Annotated in this window: 19 protein-coding genes and 1 pseudogene; 5 read left to right on the top strand and 15 right to left on the bottom strand. The window is 72.4% G+C overall.

Going from position 1 to position 16,556, the window contains the following annotated elements; genetic code table 11:
- The 15 genes and pseudogenes from BN344_RS20155 to BN344_RS05600 form a co-directional block, all read right to left on the bottom strand.
- Positions 1 to 353: pseudogene (locus tag BN344_RS20155) on the bottom strand (hypothetical protein); the annotation flags it as partial.
- On the bottom strand, positions 350 to 1,312 hold the full coding sequence (locus BN344_RS05665) for a transglycosylase SLT domain-containing protein (protein ID WP_040337307.1): 963 nt from the start codon (positions 1,310 to 1,312) through the stop codon (positions 350 to 352). The gene BN344_RS05665 and the pseudogene BN344_RS20155, both read right to left, overlap by 4 nt.
- Positions 1,300 to 1,749 carry a flagellar FliJ family protein gene (locus BN344_RS05660; protein ID WP_040337306.1) on the bottom strand — a complete coding sequence of 150 codons (450 nt, stop codon included), beginning with the start codon at positions 1,747 to 1,749 and terminating at the stop codon, positions 1,300 to 1,302. The genes BN344_RS05665 and BN344_RS05660 overlap by 13 nt, the downstream gene beginning before the upstream one ends.
- Positions 1,746 to 3,056, bottom strand: a complete 1,311-nt coding sequence (locus tag BN344_RS05655; RefSeq protein ID WP_051515576.1) for a FliI/YscN family ATPase — start codon at positions 3,054 to 3,056, stop codon at positions 1,746 to 1,748. The genes BN344_RS05660 and BN344_RS05655 overlap by 4 nt, the downstream gene beginning before the upstream one ends.
- Entirely contained in the window at positions 3,053 to 3,859 is an 807-nt protein-coding gene (locus tag BN344_RS05650; protein WP_231486513.1) for a FliH/SctL family protein, read from the bottom strand. Before BN344_RS05650 ends, BN344_RS05655 begins: the two co-directional genes overlap by 4 nt.
- Before the next feature lie 40 nt (positions 3,860 to 3,899).
- Positions 3,900 to 4,976 (bottom strand): flagellar motor switch protein FliG, encoded by a 1,077-nt coding sequence (fliG, locus tag BN344_RS05645; protein WP_081788378.1) that lies wholly within the window; start codon positions 4,974 to 4,976, stop codon positions 3,900 to 3,902.
- Positions 4,973 to 6,565 carry a flagellar basal-body MS-ring/collar protein FliF gene (gene fliF, locus BN344_RS05640; protein WP_040337305.1) on the bottom strand — a complete coding sequence of 531 codons (1,593 nt, stop codon included), beginning with the start codon at positions 6,563 to 6,565 and terminating at the stop codon, positions 4,973 to 4,975. Before fliF ends, fliG begins: the two co-directional genes overlap by 4 nt.
- A complete protein-coding gene (fliE, locus tag BN344_RS05635; protein ID WP_040337304.1) occupies positions 6,565 to 6,897 on the bottom strand; it encodes a flagellar hook-basal body complex protein FliE in 333 nt (110 codons plus the stop codon). The genes fliF and fliE overlap by 1 nt, the downstream gene beginning before the upstream one ends.
- A 2-nt stretch (positions 6,898 to 6,899) precedes the next feature.
- Positions 6,900 to 7,304, bottom strand: coding sequence for a flagellar basal body rod protein FlgC (flgC, locus tag BN344_RS05630; protein WP_040337303.1), 405 nt, complete (start codon positions 7,302 to 7,304; stop codon positions 6,900 to 6,902).
- Position 7,305: 1 nt separating this feature from the next.
- The gene (gene flgB, locus BN344_RS05625) at positions 7,306 to 7,653 is read right to left on the bottom strand and encodes a flagellar basal body rod protein FlgB (protein ID WP_040338007.1); all 348 of its coding nucleotides are present in this window, start codon (positions 7,651 to 7,653) and stop codon (positions 7,306 to 7,308) included.
- A 371-nt stretch (positions 7,654 to 8,024) separates the two neighbouring features.
- Positions 8,025 to 8,456, bottom strand: coding sequence for a hypothetical protein (locus tag BN344_RS05620; protein WP_040337302.1), 432 nt, complete (start codon positions 8,454 to 8,456; stop codon positions 8,025 to 8,027).
- On the bottom strand, positions 8,453 to 8,839 hold the full coding sequence (gene fliS, locus BN344_RS05615) for a flagellar export chaperone FliS (protein ID WP_040337301.1): 387 nt from the start codon (positions 8,837 to 8,839) through the stop codon (positions 8,453 to 8,455). Before fliS ends, BN344_RS05620 begins: the two co-directional genes overlap by 4 nt.
- 49 nt (positions 8,840 to 8,888) lie before the next feature.
- Positions 8,889 to 10,268, bottom strand: a complete 1,380-nt coding sequence (gene fliD / locus BN344_RS05610) for a flagellar filament capping protein FliD (RefSeq protein ID WP_040337300.1) — start codon at positions 10,266 to 10,268, stop codon at positions 8,889 to 8,891.
- A gap of 139 nt (positions 10,269 to 10,407) precedes the next feature.
- Positions 10,408 to 11,559 (bottom strand): flagellin N-terminal helical domain-containing protein, encoded by a 1,152-nt coding sequence (locus BN344_RS20995; RefSeq protein ID WP_040337299.1) that lies wholly within the window; start codon positions 11,557 to 11,559, stop codon positions 10,408 to 10,410.
- 139 nt (positions 11,560 to 11,698) lie between these two features.
- On the bottom strand, positions 11,699 to 12,682 hold the full coding sequence (locus BN344_RS05600; protein WP_081788377.1) for a sigma-70 family RNA polymerase sigma factor: 984 nt from the start codon (positions 12,680 to 12,682) through the stop codon (positions 11,699 to 11,701).
- Between the two features lie 222 nt (positions 12,683 to 12,904).
- Here BN344_RS05600 and BN344_RS05595 point away from each other — a divergent pair, with 222 nt between their 5' ends.
- The 5 genes from BN344_RS05595 to csrA all read left to right on the top strand — a co-directional run bounded on the left by BN344_RS05595 (position 12,905) and on the right by csrA (position 16,552).
- Entirely contained in the window at positions 12,905 to 13,396 is a 492-nt protein-coding gene (locus BN344_RS05595; protein ID WP_231486512.1) for a flagellar protein FlgN, read from the top strand.
- A complete protein-coding gene (flgK, locus tag BN344_RS05590) occupies positions 13,393 to 14,796 on the top strand; it encodes a flagellar hook-associated protein FlgK (protein WP_040337298.1) in 1,404 nt (467 codons plus the stop codon). Before BN344_RS05595 ends, flgK begins: the two co-directional genes overlap by 4 nt.
- Before the next feature lie 5 nt (positions 14,797 to 14,801).
- A complete protein-coding gene (gene flgL / locus BN344_RS05585; protein WP_040337297.1) occupies positions 14,802 to 15,686 on the top strand; it encodes a flagellar hook-associated protein FlgL in 885 nt (294 codons plus the stop codon).
- A gap of 49 nt (positions 15,687 to 15,735) precedes the next feature.
- A complete protein-coding gene (gene fliW / locus BN344_RS05580) occupies positions 15,736 to 16,197 on the top strand; it encodes a flagellar assembly protein FliW (RefSeq protein ID WP_040337296.1) in 462 nt (153 codons plus the stop codon).
- 79 nt (positions 16,198 to 16,276) lie between these two features.
- On the top strand, positions 16,277 to 16,552 hold the full coding sequence (gene csrA, locus BN344_RS21255) for a carbon storage regulator CsrA (RefSeq protein WP_051515575.1): 276 nt from the start codon (positions 16,277 to 16,279) through the stop codon (positions 16,550 to 16,552).
- Positions 16,553 to 16,556: the final 4 nt, after the last annotated feature.

Here is a 16,556-nt window from a genome sequence, read left to right as displayed (position 1 = left end):
GCGACGGCACCGGTGGCCGGGACGGCGTCCCCCGCGGCGGTCGCCGTCGCGGGCTGACCGGCACCCTGCTGCACCCCCAGCGCCAGCGCCCACAGTGCACCGCTGAGGCCCACCGCGCCGGTCTCCGTCGCGCCGTCGGCGTCGAGGGGGGCGACCGTGCCGGCCGGCTGCTCGGAGTCCTCGCCGTGCTCCCCGTCCGCCGGCCCGTCGCCCACCGGGGCGCGTCCGCCGGACAGGGCGCCGTCCAGCGCGGAGGCGAAGGGCGCCGCGCTGTCGGCGCTCCCCGCCTCGTGGGCGCCTCCGGTCGAGGTGGGACGCGCGGCGGGAGCCACCGGCATCACGGGAGTGGTCATCGGTAGGCCTCCGCCTTGCTCATCACGCTGCGCACGTAGTTCTGGGTCTCGGGGTAGGGCGGGATCCCGCCGTAGCGGTTCACCGTCCCCGGGCCCGCGTTGTAGGCGGCCAGGGCCAGCTCCGTGGAGCCGAACTGCTGGGTGAGGCTCTTGAGGTACCGGGCGGCGCCGTCCACGGCCGAGGCCGGGTCGAGCGCGTTCACACCCAGGCCGCGCGCTGTGGCCGGCATGAACTGCATGAGGCCCTGGGCGCCCGCGGGGGAGACCGCGCCGGGGTTGAAGTTCGACTCGACCGAGGCGACGGCGGCCAGCAGCGAGGCGTCGACGCCGTGTCGGCCGGCCGCACCGGTGAAGAGGTTGGCGTAGGGCACGCCGGAGACGCCGCCCCCGCCGGACGGCGACGTCGCTCCGGTCTGGCCGAGTGCGGCCTGGGGGAGCACGCGACGGATGGACGTCGGGTTGCCGACGTCCTGCACCTTCACGTTCTCGCCGGCCTGCGGAGCGGCGATCATCTTCCCGTTGCCGATGTAGATGCCGACGTGGTCGATCCCGGGTCGCGACGGCGAGTTGTCGAAGAAGACGAGGTCACCGGGCCGCGCGTCGGCGAGAGAGGCGACCGCGGTACCGCTGGTCGCCTGCTGCGACGACGTCCGGGGCAGGGAGATGCCCAGGTTGCCGAACACGACCTGGACCAGGCCGGAGCAGTCGAGGCCCTTCGACGGGTCGGTGCCGCCCCACAGGTAGGGGACACCCAGGTACTTGCTCGCCTCGGCCACGACCGCGGTCTCCGACGCGGTGCCCGCGGAGCCGGTCGCGGAGGCGCCACTCGCGGAGCCGGTGCCGGTCAGCCCGGCCGCCGCGGCGGCGGAGGCCCACCCGCGGTTGGCCGTCGGGACGACGGGGGTGAAGCGCGCCTGGATCTGGCTGATCCGTGCCTGCACGGACGCTACGGAGTCCACGGCACCTCCTCGGGGGCTGCCCGGCCGGCGCGACCGGTGACCAGGTCGTCGACGGCCCGCTCCTCGGCCACCGCCTCGGCGTGCTGCGCCGCCTCCTGATGCCGGTCGCGCAGCCGCTCCATGCCCTTGGTCCGCTGCGCGGCGGCCGTCCACTGCGCGCGGACCGCCTCGGCCTGCTCGGCGGAGGCGGTCGCCGCTGCGCGCGCGTCGGAGGCGTCGCTCGCGGCGAGACGCAGCATCGCCATCCGGGCCAGGAAGTCACCCGAGGACGAGGAGCTCGGCATCCCGGCGGTGGCCAGCGACGTCTCGTAGCCGGTCGCGCGCAGGTCGGCGTCGGTCGCGGCCGCGGCCGCCCGGGACGCGGCGACGGCCGCGGCCCGCTCCTGCGTACGGCGCAGGTCGAGCACGGCCTGCAGCTTGAAGGTCCCCTTCTTCACGCGGCCCTCACGATCCGCTGCAGCCACGCCCACGCGTCCGGCGCCGGCGTCGACTCACCCATCGGCTGCTGGAGGAACGCCTCGATCTGGGGCGCGAGCTCGCGGGCGCGGTCGACCAGCGGATCGCTGCCCGCCTGGTAGGCGCCGATCTCGATGAGCTCCTTGACGTCGCGGAGCGCTCCGAGGAGACGACGGATCTCCCGCGCGTCCGCCATCTGGGGCGGCGGGACCACGGCGGTGGCGACGCGGGAGATCGACTCGAGGACGTCGATGGAGGGGAAGTGCCCGACGGTGGCGAGCTTGCGCGTCAGCACGATGTGCCCGTCGAGGATCGAGCGGGCGGTGTCCGCGATCGGCTCGTTGTGGTCGTCGCCCTCGACCAGGACCGTGTACAGCCCGGTGATCGAGCCGGTGGCGCCGGTGCCCGCCTTCTCCAGCAGCTGCGGCATCATCGCGAAGACGCTCGGGGGGTAGCCGCGGGTGGCCGGCGGTTCCCCCGCGGACAGGCCCACCTCGCGCTGGGCCATCGCCGTGCGGGTGATCGAGTCCATCAGCAGGAGCACGTCGCGGCCCTGGTCGCGGAAGGCCTCGGCGATGCGAGTGGCCACGAACGCCGCCTTGAGCCGCACCAGGGGCGGCTCGTCGGAGGTGGCGACGACGACGACGGTGCGCGCCATCCCCTCGGGGCCGAGGTTCTCCTCGAGGAACTCGCGGACCTCGCGTCCGCGCTCGCCGATCAGCCCGATGACGCGCACGTCGGCGTCGGTGCCGCGGGTGATCTGCGCCAGCAGGCTCGACTTGCCCACTCCGGAACCGGCGAAGATGCCGAGCCGCTGGCCCTTGCCACAGGGCACGAGGGTGTCCAGTGCGCGGACCCCGAAGGTGAGCGGCTCCTGGACGCGGGTGCGGGACAGCGCGTGCGGGGTCTCGCTGGCGAGGTCGACCCAGGACACGCGGGAGGCCAGCGGCGGCCCGCCGTCCAGGGGCCGGCCCAGGCCGTCGAGGACCCGGCCCAGCAGTGCCTCGCCGACGGGCACCTGCAGCGGCATGCCGGTGGCCCGCACCGGCGCGCCGGCGTGCACACCCGACAGCGTGCCCAGCGGCATGCAGGTGAGCCGGTCGCGACCGACGGCCACGACCTCGGCCAGCAGGGGGCGCGTCGCCGGGTTGATCTCCACCAGGTCGCCGACGGCGGCGGCGATGCCGTCGACGGTCAGGGTGAGGCCCATCGCGCCGGTGACGACCCCGGTGACCTGGGGGCGAGCCGCGTGGCGGGCGCGGGTGAGCAGGGTGGCGGGCAGGGTCACGACGTCAGCACCGTCTGCACCCGCTCGAGGGCCGCGACGAGCTGCGCGTCGATGCGCCGGGAACCGGTCTCGGCGACCGCGCCGGCCCGTTCGATGGACGGGTCGGCGACCACGCGCACCGAGTCGGGGAGCTCCGCGAGGGCCTCGGCGGGGATCTCGGCGAGGTCGTCCGGGTGCACCCGCACCAGGGTCGGGGCATCGGCGGGACAGAGGGTCAGCGCGCGGCGGACCGCGTCCAGGACGGGGGAGTCGGCCAGGGCCAGCTCGCGCCCCACCAGGTCCTCGACGAGCGTGAGGACCGACCCGAGGATGGTCTCCCGGATCTCGTCGGCGGTCGGGACGGCGGCCTCGTCGAGGCGGGTGACCGCGGCGCCGAGGGCGGCGGTGGCGGAGGCGATCCGCCGCTCCCACCGCTCCTGCGCCTGCCGCATGCGCTCCGCGGCGGCGCGCTCGGCCTCCGCGACGACCTCGGCGGCCGCGGCCACGCCCTCGGCGTGACCGGCGGCGAAGCCCTCGGCGTGCGCCCGGCGGCGCAGCCGGTCGAGCTCGTCGGCGTAGACCTCGCCGAGCTTGAACGTCGGCCGCCCACCGGCGACTGGCTGGTCCTCGGCACGCCGGACGGTCATCCGCCGCTCGACCGGTGCCGGCTGGGCGGGCACCGGGGGAGGAGCGACGTCGCCGCCGCTCTGCCGGTAGGGACGGGCGGTCATGGCGGCACCGCCGCGGAGGACGGCGCCCTCGCGGGGGGCGCGGGGCGGCGGCACGTCCCCGGCGGCAGCCCGCAGCACGACCGCGGCCTCCACCGGAGCCACCGTCCTCGTGCCGGCACGGGCGTGGCCGGCCTCAGGCGACGAATTCATCGTCCCCGCCACGCGAGATGGTCAGTGCACCCTGCTCCTCGAGGGTGCGGATGACGCCGACGACCTTCGCCTGGGCCTCCTCGACCGTGCGGGTGCGGACCGGGCCGAGCATCTCGATCTCCTCGGCCAGGTTCTCCGCGGCGCGCTCCGACAGGTTCCGCTGCACCTTGTCGCGCACGTCGGGCCGGATGCCCTTGAGCGCGGTGGCCAGGTCGTTGGCCTCGACCTCGCGGAGCACGAGCTGCAGGGAGCGGTCGTCGATGGTGACGATGTCCTCGAAGACGAACATCTGCGAGCGGACCTGCTCGGCCAGCTCCGGGTCGGTGCTGTCCAGCCACTCGAGGATGGAGCGCTCGGTGGGCCGCGGCGAGCGGTTGATGATCTCGACGAGGGCCTCGACACCACCCGCGGTGGACATGTCCTGGTGGGCCAGGATCGAGCCCATCCGGCGGCCCAGCTCCTCCTCGACGAGGCGCACCATCTCCGGCGACGTGCGGTCCATGGTCGCGATCCGGTGGGCGACCTCCGCCTGCTGCTCGGGCGCGAAGCCGGAGAGCACCTCCGCCGACTGCGCGGGGGTGAGGTGGGCCAGCACCAGCGCGATGATCTGGGCGTGCTCGTCCTTGAGGAACGTGACGAGCTGGCGCACGTCGGCGTTGCGCAGGGAGGCGAACGGCACCTCGGTGTAGACGACGTTGAGCCGGGAGAGGATGCCCTCGGCCTTGTCCTCGCCGAGGCCCGCGGCCAGGATCTCGCGAGCGAAGTCCACGCCGCCGCGCCCGATGAAGTGCTGGGCGGTCATGAGGCCGTGGAACTCGTTCATGACGCCGTCGACGTCCTGGACCTCGACCGAGCCCAGCCGCATGAGCTCGCGGGTCAGCGACTCGACCTCCCGCGGGCGCAGCTTGCCCAGCAGGACGCCGGCCTCCTCCTTGCTCATCTGCGCGAGGAAGACGGCGGCCTTGCGCAGGCCGGGCATCTCGGGTCGCGGCGGAGGGGGTGGGACGGCGGGCAGGTTCGTCCCGCCCGCCAGCAGCTGGTCCATCCCGGCCATCGTCATGACTTGTTCTCCGTCAGCCAGCCGCGCAGCATGGCCGCGACCTCGTCCGGTCGCTCGCTGACCATGGTGGAGATCTCGCCCCGCACCTTCTGCCGCTCGGCGGCCTCCAGCTCGGCGGCCGCGTTGTCGATGGGCTCCTCGCGGGTGCTGGCGATCCGGATGCGGTCCAGCTCCGCGAGCATGTCGTCGGTGAGCTCGAGGGGCTCGTAGTCCTCCTCGACGTCGCCGCCCCGGCGCGAGCGCAGCCAGACCACGAGGACGACGAGCGCGATGCCGGCAGCGATCCCTCCGGTGCGGATCATCGACCACATCTGCTCGGCGGACTCGGCCTCGCGGGCGGCCTCCATCGCGGCGGCGGCCTCGTCGGCGGCGGTGGTGTCGAAGGGCATGGTCGCCACGGTGATGTCGTCGCCCCGCGCCGGGTCCAGGCCGACGGCGTTGCTCACCAGCGCGCTGATCTGACCCTGCGGGAGGTTGCCGGCGACGGCCTCGTCCATGACCACCGAGACGGTGAGCCGGTTCAGCCCGCCGGGTGCGCCCTCCTCGACCGTCGTGGTCTCGTTGACGGCGTTGTTGGAGGTGTTCGACTCCTTGGTGTAGTTGGAGTCGCCCCCGCCGGCGTTGGCGTTCGCGTCGGGCATGTTCTCCGGGCCGAGCACGCCACCCACCATGGGGCCACCGGCGCCGGTGTAGTTCTCCGTGGTGGTGCTCTCCGAGACCGGCGGCGTGCCCTCCTCGTAGGTGTAGGTCTTCGACGTGGTGTCGCGCTGGCTGAGGTCGACGTCCGCGCGGACGGAGACGACCGCCCGGTTGGGGCCCAGCACCCGGTCGAGGATCTGCTGGGCGTTGGTCGCCAGCCGGGCCTGCGTCTCCAGCTCGATCTGCGAGCGGGCGTCGCCGGCGGCGGCGGTGATCCCGCTCCCCGGGCTGGACAGCACCTGTCCGGACGTGTCGGTGACCGTCACCTGCTCGGGGGAGAGGTCCACGACGCTGGAGGAGACGAGGTTGGTCACCGCCTGGACCTGCTGGCTCGTGAGCTGGGTCCCCGCGGCGAGGCCCAGCAGCACCGAGGCGGTGGGCTTGGCCTTGTCGCGGACGAAGACCTCGTCCTCGGGCAGCGCGACGCTGACGATCGCCTCGTTGACGCCGTCCAGCGACTTGAGGGTCCTGGAGAGCTCGCCCTCGAGTGCCCGCTTGTACGTGATCTGCTGCTGGAACTCGCTGGTGGTGATGCCCTGCTCGTCCAGGAGTGCGTATCCGGTGCCCGCGCCGGCCGGCAGGCCCTTGCCGCTCATCTGCAGGCGCAGGTCGTACACCGCGTCCTTGGCGACCATGATCGTCTGCCCGCCGTCGGTCAGCACGTAGGAGACGCCTTCGGCGTTGAGCTCGTCGACGATCGCCGAGGCGTCGCTCGAGGCCAGGTTCGAGAACAGCGGTGCCTGGGTCGGCGCGGTGATCCACTTGAAGAAGAAGAACCCACCGAGGAGCAGCCCGGCGAACAGGAGGCCGATGACGACCTTCTGCCCCAGGCTGACCGTGGCGAACGTGGAGCGGGCGCGCTCCAGCGTCCCGGTGAGTGCCTCGTTCATCAGATGGGCATCCTCATGATCTCGTTGAAGGCGTCAACGGCCTTGTTCTTGATGCCGACGACCATCTCCACCGCCAGGGAGGACTCGCTCCGGGCGATCATGTAGTCGTGCACGTCCTTGAGGTCGCCGGTGGCGGCCTTGGCGGCCAGGCCGTCGGCGTTGGCCTGCGTGGCCTGCAGTTGGTCGAAGGTCGCCGCGAGGACGGAGGAGAACGCGTCTCCGTTCGCCGTCCCGCCGACTCCCTGGGCAGCGGCCGTGGTGTCGATGCCGGCGACCCCGCCGACGCCGAAGGCGGCGCCGATGCCGGGGATGCCACCGATGGGGAGGGTCATGGTCAGCCCTTCCCGAGCTGCAGGGCAGCCTGGTAGGCCTGGGTCGCGCGCTCGACGACGGCGAGGTTGGCCTGGTAGCCGCGCTGCGCCATGATCATCTGCGACATCTGGTCGCCGAGGTCGATGTCGGGGTACTTCACGTACCCCTCGTCGTCGGCGAGCGGGTGGTCGGGCTGGTAGACCAGCCGGCCCTCCGGGTCGCCGAATACCGCCCGAGCGACGCGGACGCCACCCTCGCCGGTGCCGTACTCGACGGCCTGGGCCACGATCATGCGGCCCTGGAAGGCGTCCTCGTTCGTGCGCGTGGCGGTGTTGACGTTGGAGATGTTGTCGGAGACGGCGTCCAGCCACTTCCGGTGCGCCAGCAGGCCGGAACCGGAGATGCCGAAGGTGTCGAAGATGGCCATCTCACTGCGTCCTGAGTGCGGTGCGGATGGAGTTGTACTTGCCGTCCAGCGCGCTGAGGGCCAGCTGGTAGCGCAGCCCGGTCTCGGTCGCGATGAGCGTCTCGGCGTCGAGGTTCACGTTGTTGCCGTTCGTGTTCGTCGGCTCCAGGGAGCGGCCCACCATGCCTCCGTTGATCTGCGGCGTCTCGCCGCTGGTGAGGGCGCCGCGGAGCGAGGACTCGAAATCGGTGCGGCCGGCCAGGAAGCCGGGCGTGTTGACGTTGGCGATGTTGTCGGCGGTGACGCGCTGGCGCTGGGCCAGGCCGGACAGCGCCGCGTGCAACGCCGCCGGGGTGATGTCGCCGATCACGGGAACGGCCGGCAGGGAGAGCGGGACACGATCGACCTCCGGGTACGCGGAAGGCACTCGCGAACGAGTGAGGGGTCCGCCGATCCATGGCGATGTGGTGCTGTCCGTGCAGGGATCTCATCGGCACCCGCGTCCCCCGGACTGACCGTTCGCCTCCCACGCGAGGGGCAGCGGTGCCGGGGGAGGGCCCCGGGGCGCGTGTGACCAGCGGTGACCTGGCCGTGTCCCGGGCCGACCGGGGCGCCTGAGTTGGCACCATCCGTGGCTGGAGGACCGGTGCGGCGCCGATCCGTCGGCAGAAAGCACGAACGCCCCTGCCGTCGGCGGGGCCGGTGACAGGGGCGGGGGCAACGGGCGCGGACGCCCGGGGGTCAGAGCGCCCGGTCGATGTAGGAGGCGACCGGACGGGTGGGGCCGTAGGACATCCGGGCGGCGACGTCGCGCTGCTTCTGCGACTGGGTGATGCGGTCGACGAGCGCCTCGGCCACGGCGAGCTGTTGCTGCAGGAGGCGCATGGCGCGCTCCCGCAGGTCCTCGGGGATCGGGCCCAGGTCGGTGGGCGGGACCCAGTCGGCGGAGCGGCGGCCCCAGGCGGCGATCTCGTCGGCGCGGCCCTCGGCCATCGTCTGCTCGGCGGCGAGGACCTCGCCCTCCAGCTCGGCCACCGCCTCGTGCCAGTCCTTGGGCCTGCGGCGGTTGCGCTCGTCCTGGCGGGGCGACGCGCCCGCGGGGATCTGCCCGGCGTAGGGGTTGGCGCCGAAGCCCGCGGTCGCCGCGCTGCTCACCGGGCCGACCGCGCTCATGGCGTGCTGCCTGCCAGCGTGAGGGCGGCCTGCCGCCACGCGTCGCGGAGGGGCTCGACGACCTGCCGGCACGCGGAGATCCGGTTGGTGTCCAGCTTGATGTTGGCCTGGACCAGCTCGCTGATCAGCCAGTTGTACAGGGAGGCCAGCCGGGGCCCGCCCTCCCACGCGTCCACCTGCAGGCTCGACAGCAGCTCGATGACGATGGCCTGCGCGTGCTGCAGCTGCTCCCCGGCCTCCTCGCGGTCACCGGCCGCGACGGCCTTCTGCGCCCGCTCGAGGTCGAGCGCGAGCCGGTCGTAGAGCATGACCAGTACCTGCTGCGGCGAGCTGGTGGCGACAGCGTCGCCGAGGTAGCGGGCGCGGAGGGAAGCGGCACTCATCGGGGTGTACTCCTGGAGCGTGGGGGAGGTGGTGCGGTGGTCCGGGGGATCAGCGGTAGGACGGGAGGCTGTTGATCTGTCCGGCCAGCCAGGTGGACTGGCTCTTCAGGCCGCTCAGCGCGGTCTCCATCGCGGTGAACTGGCGGGTGAGGGTCTCCTTGCGCTTGGCCAGGCGCAGGTCCCACGCCTCGATCCGCGCCTTGATGTCCTTGACCTGGGAGTCCTGGCCGTCGGCCATGGCGACGAGCGTCCCCGTCGTGGAGTTCGAGGCGGCCTTCGAGACGTCGAGCAGCCGGCCGGCCAGGCCGGTCACCGCCGCGACGTCGTCCCCGCCGCCGACCACTCCGTCGGGCCCGGTGCTCGCCGGGGTTCCGGCGACCATCCGCTTCGCGAGCGTGGGGTCGGCCTCGAGGGCGGCGACGAACTTCGCCTTGTCGAAGGTGATCTTGCCGTCGCGGGTGAGCTCGATACCGATCCGGGCGGGGGAGCCGTCCGCGCCGATCGCCCCGGAGACGGCGTCGAGCAGCCGGCCGGCCAGGGACGTCACCGCGTAGTCGCCCTTGAGCGCGGCGGTGCTGCCCTTGGCGCTGGAGGTGTAGGACCGGGTCGTGGACAGCGCGGAGTTGACCGCATCGATCAGCGTGCTCACCTTGCCGGCGACGGCGTTGGGGTCGGAGGCCACGCCGACCGTCACCTGGTCGGTCTCGAGCTTGCTCACCGTGATCGTCGCGCCCGGGAGGACGGCGGCGAAGGTGTTGGTGTCGGAGGAGACGCTGTACTTGTTCGTCGTGCCGATCGTCAGCTTGGCGTTCTGCGCCTGGGTGGTCACGTCGAACGTGCCGCCACCCTCGAGGGTGAACTCGTTGGCCGCGCCGGTCTTCTTCGACGTGAGCTGGAGCGAGAACTTGCCGGCATCGATCTGGATCACCGACGCGGTGACGCCGTAGTCACCCGCGTTGATCGTCGCGGCGACGTCCTTGAGCGACGTGGTGGCGCTGATGTCCAGGGGGGTGCCGCGCGTGCTGCCGTCGAGGCCCTTGATCGTGAGGGTGGTGGCCGAGGCACTGAAGGCGGAGGTGTCGGCGGTCCACGCGGCGTCGTGCCGGACCATGCCGTGCGCGGCGGCGAGCTGGTCGACCGTGAAGCTGAGGGCGCCGGTCGGGGCGCCGCTCGTGGCGCTGACCGCCACGCTCGAGGCGGAGCTGGTGGCCTTGGCGGGCACCCACGACTCGGCCTTCAGGGCGGCCTCGGCGGCGGCGGTGACCGCCAGGAAGGTCGTGTTCACCGTGCGGTAGGCCGACGCGGCCTTCTCGGCGTCGCTCATCCGCGACTTGAGCGCGGTCTGTGGCGCGGCCTCGGCCTGGATCAGGCCGCTGATCAGCGCGGTGGTGTCCATGCCCGAGATCAGACCGTCGACGCTCATGCTCATGCTGTCTGCCTCCAGGGCCGGTCGGATGGGTGCCGGGTCGGGAACGGGGTGGTCCGGGTGCGAGTGAGGGGGGAGGCCGGAGGGCCTCCCCCCTCACCCGGGGTCACGCTGGTGCGCGTCTAGCTGGTCAGCCGGAGGATCAGCGGAGCAGCGAGAGGACGCCCTGCGAGGCCTGGTTGGCCTGCGCGAGCATCGCGGTGCCGGCCTGGGTCAGGATCTGGTTCCGGGTGAACTGGACCATCTCCTGCGCCATGTCGGCGTCGCGGATGCGGCTCTCCGACGCGGTCAGGTTCTCCACCGCGACGTTGAGGTTGTTGATGGTGTGGTCGAACCGGTTCTGGATGGCACCCAGGTCGGCACGAGTGGTCGACACCGTCTTGATGGCGCCATCGATGGCGGCGATGGCAGCGTCGGCACCCGACGCAAGGTTGCCGAAGGCGTGCGTACCGGTGATGCCGGCGCCACCGATCACCAGGTCGCCGTCGACGGCGCCCGTGGGGCCGCTGGCGGTGACCTGGCCGTAGTCGCCGACCTTGACGGTGTAGCCGGAGGTGCCCAGCTCCTTGTCGAAGGCCTTCTGCAGCAGCGCCTGGTTCTTCGCGGCGTCAGCGGAGGTACCAGTGGTGGCCCACCCGGTCACGTCGAGCGTGCGAGCGCCGGAGCCCTCGACGTCGACGGTGATGACCGGGCCGGTCGCGGCGGCGTAGTCCACGGCACCCGGGTCGAAGGTCCACGAGGGACCGCCGGAGGTGACGTCGACGTTGTTGACGCCCAGGCCGGCGGCGTTCATGCCGGCTCCGGGGGTCCCGATGGCGACATCGATGCTCTCGCCGGCGTTGGCGCCCACCTGGAACTTCGCCGAGTAGTTGCCGTCGAGCAGCGCCTTCCCGTTGAACTTCGTGGTGGTGGCGATCCGGTCCAGCTCCTGGTTGAGCTGGTCGATCTCCTTCTGGATGTTGCCCTTGGCGTCGGTGTTCAGGCCACCGTCGTTGGCCGCCTGGACCGACAGGTCACGCATGCGCTGCAGGATGGAGGTGGTCTCGGTGAGAGCACCTTCAGCCGTCTGCACGACCGAGATGCCGTCCTGGGTGTTGCGGACGGCGACCTTCAGGCCACCGATCTGAGAGCGCAGGCCCTCGGAGATGGCCAGACCGGCGGCGTCGTCGGCCGCGCGGTTGATGCGGAACCCGGAGGAGAGCTTCTCCAGGCTCTTGCTCATCTGGCCGTCGGTGACGGACAGGTTGCGGTAAGCGTTGAGCGCCGCGATGTTGTTGTTGACGCGCAGACCCATGATGTTCCTCCTTGGAAGGGGTCTTACTGGGATTCCCGCTGCATCCGTGCTGCGGGCCGTGCTGGTGTCGCACTGGTGGTTACGGCTTGGGGCGCCTGTGACTTGAGGCGAACCGGACTTCTTTTTCGCCGGCTGTCACTCAGGCGGGTTGCGCAGCCTCGCCGCGGCCGTGAGGCAGCCAGTTCCCGCGCGGGCGGGGGATGGCGGACCCACCCGTCGCCGGCGCCGGCGCACGCGCCGCGACCCGCTCGACGTAGCTGCGCTGCTGGTTGCGCGCCCGCACCCCACCGTCCGCGGGTACGGCGCGGCCTTCCCAGACCTCGCTCATGGCCGCGTGCAGCAGGGTCAGCGCCCGCGCGCGCATCTGCGAGACCCGCGAGAGGGTGACGCCGAGATCGTCCGCGATGTCGGTCAGAGATTCATCACCGAAGAAATTCCGCTCGACCACCTCGTCCAGCCGGTCGGGGAGGGCGCGGATCGCCTCGTGGAGGTACCGCGCCCGCTCGCCGCGCAGCAGAGCGCGCTCGGGGGACTCGCCGGTGTCGGGAAGGTCCAGGGACCCGCCGTCGCTCCCGGTCTCCGCGTCGATGCTCACCATGACCGCGCGGTGCACGTCGACCTGGAGGCTGTCCAACTCGGTGCGCGGGACGCCCAGGCTCTCGGCCAGCTCCTCCCGGGTCGGGGGCCGGCCGAGGGAGATGGTGAGCGCGTCCGCGGCGGCGTCGGTCCGCCGGGCTGCTGCGCGGACCGAGCGGCTGGCCCAGTCGCCGGAGCGCAGCTCGTCGAGGACGGCGCCCTGCAGGCGTGCAAGGGCATAGGTGGAGAAGGAGGCCCCGGCCGAGGGGTCGAACCGCTTGGCGACCTCGACCAGCGCCACGTGCGCACAGGAGAGCAGGTCGTCCCTGCTCACGTGCGACGGCAGCGAGATGCGCGCCGCCACGGCGTTGACCGCGAAGGATGCCAGTGGCAGGTGCTCGGTGACCAGGGCGTCGACGTCGGCGGGGCTGCGGGTCGGGGCGGACGTCCGCGACGGGTGCGGCGTGCGGCCGGACGTCGTACTGCGCTCGCGGGGGATCCGCTCGCGCGAGGGGCGCTCGTTGGCGAGGGCACGGGCTGGGCTCACGACCTTCTTCTCGGCTGCCCCCGGGCGACACGGCACCGCACTCGGCACATTTCCTCGGGAACTTGAGGACCGACTCGCCGCTTCGGCTTGATGCCCCTCCGGCGGGTGCCGATGGCAGGTCGACGAAGAAGTGCGCCAGAGCAGGTCCGACCTGCTGCGCGAGGACTCCGAGGCCCACCGGGCGAACCCCGGCCGGCGGCGGAGCGAGACGACGGAGAGGCGGTGGACACCGTGGACTACCAGCACCTGTCGACGTTGCTGTGGCGGGAGCAGGAGCTCCTGGACCTCCTGCTGTTCAAGGCCGAGGAGAAGCAGTACCTGATCCTCACGGGCAAGACCCGCTGGCTGGCACGCATCGCGCACGAGATCGAGGTGGTCCTCGACCAGCTGCGCACCCTGGAGGTCGAGCGGTCCGCCGCCACGGAGGCGATCGCGGCCGGTCTGGGGCTCGGTGCCAACCCGTCGCTGCGCCAGGTCGCGGACGTCGCGCCGGCGCCCTGGAACGACCTGTTCGCCAAGCACCACGAGGCACTGCTGGTCCTGGTGACCGACCTGCGGAGCCTGTCCGACGCCAACCGCGAGCTCATCGAGGGCGGCCTGGCCGCCATCGGCGACGTCCTCCTCAAGACCCGCACCTCGGCCGGCACCTACGGCGCCACCGGGCGCCACGACGGCGGAACCGCCCGCGCCGTCACCCTGGACGGCGCGCTGTGAGCGGCACCTTCTCCGGGCTGAACTCGGCGACGACGGCGCTGTGGGCCCAGCGGCGGGCGCTCGACGTGGCCGGCCAGAACATCGCCAACGTCAACACTGACGGGTACAGCCGGCAGCGGGCCGACATGCAGGCCATCGGCGGAAGTGCGGTGCCCGCCTTCTACTCCACCAGCGACGGCATCGGGGGCGGCGTCCGCGTCGACAACGTCACCCGCATCCGGGACGTCTTCCTCGAGGGTCGCGGACACACCGAGCACGCCAACCACGCCCGGATGGCCACCGCCGCCGCCGCCCTCGAGCAGGTGGAGACCGCCTTCCGCGAGCCGGGCACGGACGGCATCCAGGCCCTGCTCACGGACATGTGGGACGGCTGGGAGGACGTGGCGAACTCGCCGGACCGCAACGCGGCCCGCGCCCAGGTGCTCGAGCAGATGGACACCCTCGTGGGTGGTCTCAAGTTCGCCTCCAGCTCCCTGGACGCCCAGTGGAACCAGACCCGGGAGAACCTCGCCGTCCTGGTCAAGGACGTCAACGCAGCGGCCGGGACCATCGCCAAGCTGAACGACGCGATCCAGCGGGCCTCCGCCATGGGCATGCCCGCGAACGACCTCTCCGACCAGCGCGACGCACTCGTCATGAAGCTGGCCGACCAGGTCGGCGCGACGGTGCGGCAGGGCAAGTACGGCATGGTCGACGTCGCCGTCGGGGGCATCACCCTGGTCAGCGGAGCCGCGGCCAGCACGCTCGCCGTCGCCGGCACCTTCTCGCCCACCGGCACAGGCGGAGACCCGGTGCGCCTGGTCACCGCAGTCGGCGGCTACACCGTCGCTGCCGACGGGACGGCCGCCGGTCAGCTCGGCGCTCTCAACAGCACCTTCCCGGACTACCAGCGCGAACTGAACGCCCTGGCCAAGGGGATCGCGGACGCGGTGAACGGCGTGCACGTCACCGGCTTCGACAAGGCCGGCAACCCGGGCGGGGCGGTGTTCGAGGCCGCCGACGGCGGCGTCATCACCGCCCGGAACATCCAGCTCGCCTTCGACGACCCCGAGCTCATCGCGGCCTCCGGCCTGGGCGGCGGTCCCAACACCGACGTCAGCAAGGCCGACCAGATCGCCCAGCTGCGCAACCAGGCCAACGGTCCGGACGCGAACTACCGGAAGCTCGTCGTCTCGCTCGGTGTCGAGGCGGCCGTGGCCAACCGCAACGTCGGCATCCAGGCCGTGATCACCACGCAGGTCGACGCGGCGCGGGAATCGGTCGCGGGCGTCAACATCGACGAGGAGATGACCAACATGCTGTCCTACCAGCACGCGTTCGCCGCGGCCGGCCGACTGGTGACGGCCATCGACGAGATGCTGGACGTGCTGATCAACCGCACCGGCCGCGTGGGGCTGTGACCTAGATGCGCATCACTCAGCGAGCCGTCACCCTCACCAGCCTGCAGGGTCTCAACCGCAACCTCGACGCCTTCGCGAAGCTGCAGAACCAGCTCACCTCGGGCCGGGTCATCAACAAGCCGTCGGACTCGCCGACCGGTGCCAACCGGGCCATGCAGACGCGCTCGGAGCTGGCGTCGAACGCGCAGCAGGCCCGCAACATCAGCGACGCCACCGGCTGGCTGGAGCAGGCCGACACGACCCTGCGCCAGATGCTGGACACGGTCCGCCGCGTCCGGGACCTGACGGTGCAGGGACTCAACACCGGCTCGTCGTCCGCCTCCAGCCAGGAGGCGCTGGCGATCGAGGTGGCCTCGTTGCGGGAGGGGCTGCTCGGCCTGGCCAACACGAAGGTGCAGGGTCGGCCCGTCTTCGGTGGTGTGACCGCCGGAACCGATGCCTACGACGCGAACGGCACCTTCGTCGGGATCCCGGACACCGAGGTCAACCGCAGGATCTCCGACAGCGAGGTCCTGCGGGTGGACGTCACCGGGCCCGAGGCGTTCGGCGACGGGGCCGGGAACCTGTTCGCGGTGGTGGACCGCATCGCCGCCAGCCTGCGCGCGAGCGACGCCGACGCGCTGACCGTCGACCTGAGCGATCTCGACGCACTCACCGAGGGGATGCGGACCGCGGTCGCCGACGTCGGCTCCCGGGCCAGCCGGCTCGAGCGGGTCGACCTGATCAACAGCGACCGGGCCCTCACCCTGCAGTCCCAGCTCGCCCAGGTCGAGAACATCGACCTGCCCAACACCATCATGAAGGTCCAGATGCAGCAGGTCGGGTACGAGGCGGCGCTGGCGGCGACGGCGAAGGCCCTCTCGCCCACGCTCCTGGACTACCTCCGCTGATGGCCGGCCGCCCCGCCCCCGCGGCCCCTCCTCTCCCGGGGTGGCCCGCATGACGCCGTCCCCGGCGGTCCTGGCCGCGCGCACGCACGCCCCCGCGTGCGCGCCGGTGCAGGACCGTGCCGCGACGGCCATCCGGGTGCTGGCCCTGACCGAGCCCCTGCCGGGCTTCCCCGCCCACCGGGACTACGTGCTCGTGCCGGCGGACACCACCGGTGTGCTCTCCTGGCTGCAGGCCGTCGCCCCCGACGGTCCGCGGCTGCTGGTGGCGCGCGCGGATGCGTGGTTCCCCGACTACGCGCCCGTCCTGCCGGCGGCGGCCCGCGTCGAACTGGGCCTGGCCGGATCGATCGCCCCGCACGTGCACTGCGTCCTCACCGTGCCGGACGGCGACGTGAGCGCGGCGACGGCGAACCTCCGGGCTCCCCTGGTGGTCCACCCCGGCACGGGGCGGGCGCGCCAGGTGCTCCTGTCCGACGCCTCACATCCCGTCCGGCGGCCCGTGCGCCGATAAGAACACCCGACGGGCGACAGTCCCCATACGAACGCACAGCACGCCACGGACGGCCACACACACCCATGGAGGGGTACAGATGCTCACACTCACCCGCAGCGTCGGCGAGACGATCCGCATCGGCGACGACATCGAGGTCCACGTCGTCGAGGTGCGCGGAGGAACGGTCCGGCTGGGCTTCAAGGCCCCGCGCGAGGTCACGATCCACCGCGAGGAGGTCTACCGGCAGATCGCCGAGGCCAACCTGCTCGCGGCGCAGGTGACCGCCGACAGCATCGGCGCCCTGGCGGCGTTCGCACCGGCGGCTGCGCCGGAGCCGGCCCCCGAGCCGGTCGCCGGCGAGGGTCAGGCCTGAGCAG

The sequence above is a fragment of the Candidatus Blastococcus massiliensis AP3 genome (genome assembly GCF_000582785.1).
Classification (GTDB): Bacteria; Actinomycetota; Actinomycetes; order Mycobacteriales; family Geodermatophilaceae; genus Blastococcus; species Blastococcus massiliensis.
Note: the sequence above shows the minus strand (reverse complement) of the source record. Positions and strands in the feature narration are given on the sequence as shown.